The following is a 1,663-nucleotide window of genomic DNA, read 5'->3' on the forward strand; positions in this document are numbered from 1 at the left end:
AATTATGATCATAAAATATAACTGTTTGATATTTTGCAAACAAAGAAGCCAATAAAATTAAAAGAAAATTGGAAGCACTCAAATGTTTAATTGATTTAGACCTTAATACTAAAAGTATTTTAAATAAGTTTTTTTTATTCGGCTCAATTAAAACAAAATTAACATTTGGGAAACTATTAGTTAACTGTTCTAATTTACGTTGATTAAAAACAGTAACACCACCTATAGGTGAAGGAAGTTTACCAATAAAATATATATTATCCACTTAATTCTCACCTGCTCTTAATTTCCCAACTCTACAAAAAACCAAAATAGATACTAAAACCACAACACTAAGAATAAAAAAAGTTCTGAAGTTACTAATCATATCATTCCTTAAAGTAAAGGAAAAACAGAAGATATATATTGTACCTAGTAAAACTCCAAAAGAAGATTTATTATAAAATTTAGAAAAAAATACAAGTAAAAATGCAAAAACAACAGGTCCTAATATATTAAAATTCATCATGGACTCAAGAATCGCATTAAAAGCTAATCCACCACCTGAGCTATAAATATCAGGATAAAATTCTTTTACAAAGTTAACTGACGGAGAAATAGGTCTATTAGGGAAAATAAATGTTGGAACAATCTGCGCAAATGTTTCTAAATAAGTAGGGTGCATTTGAACTGAGGAATATTTAGAAAAATAGTCATTCCAAATAATACTAAATGCTCCAAATTCAGATTTATCAGGACTAAAGGCTGTACCATAGTCTAATTCACTTAAAATATTTCCCCATTGAGAAACACTAGTATTTCTTAAATAACCATAAAGCCACATCAACAAAGCAAAAATAAATCCATATCCAATATAGACAGGATTAATGCGTCTTTTCACATTAACACTATAAGCACAAATAATAAACAACAATATTGCTAGCTTTCTATCACCTAGAATTAAGATATCAGTAGCTGAAAATAGAATTAACGGAAACAACCAAAAGAACAAAAATTTTCCTTTCTTTTCCTCAATACAGATAATAAACCAAATATAAAAGACAGAAAAAGAATAAACAAAAAGTTTATAAACATCGAAAAAAGTAGATTTTGACTTATAAATATCCGCACGTGTTACTGCTCCAATATCTAGTGAAAATGACATCGAAACCATAGTAATATATATAAGTACAATCGCCCCATATATTAAAAAAACAATAGTTGGATTAATTTTTTTCCTAAAATCCAATTCAATAGTTTTAATTCTATTTAAATATGAATCAAAAAAAATAAAAGAACCAAAAAAAATAAAAGAATATAGTATTAGGCTAGCATTAGTTCTTTCCAGAAAAAAACTATAGTCTTTATAAATAAATGAATTATATATTGCTGTTAAGAAATAGGGCAGTGCTGTTACAAAAACTATTGTACTCGGTGCAAGAATACCGCTTTTTTTTATTTGAAAAAAAGTAAGTAAAGCAATAAAAACAAGAGATAAATTTAAAAATAAATCTAGACTATCCAAACTTATGAGAAGCCATAAGAGGCATATCATTACAAGTGAGATTACTCCCCAAATAAATGCGAATCTATTCATTTTAACCTCTTAACATACTTTAAAATGCTATAAAAATTTACAACATAAATAAGCAACATAATTATCAAAAATAAAATAATAAAATAT

General features: G+C 26.2%; 1 protein-coding gene and 1 pseudogene. Both read right to left on the reverse strand.

The features are described 5' to 3' along the window. Positions 1 to 265, reverse strand: a pseudogene (locus NL42_RS17170) (glycosyltransferase family 1 protein); the annotation flags it as partial. Beyond that, positions 266 to 1,576: an O-antigen polymerase gene (locus NL42_RS17175; RefSeq protein ID WP_461313676.1), complete on the reverse strand. Its 1,311-nt coding sequence runs from the start codon at positions 1,574 to 1,576 to the stop codon at positions 266 to 268. Positions 1,577 to 1,663: the final 87 nt, after the last annotated feature.

The organism is Acinetobacter sp. GN11, from assembly GCF_054823985.1.

Coding starts and splice junctions, on each gene's coding strand:
- NL42_RS17175 (WP_461313676.1), bottom strand. CDS start 1,576: ATGAATAGATTCGCATTTATTTGGGGAGTAATCTCACTTGTAATGATA.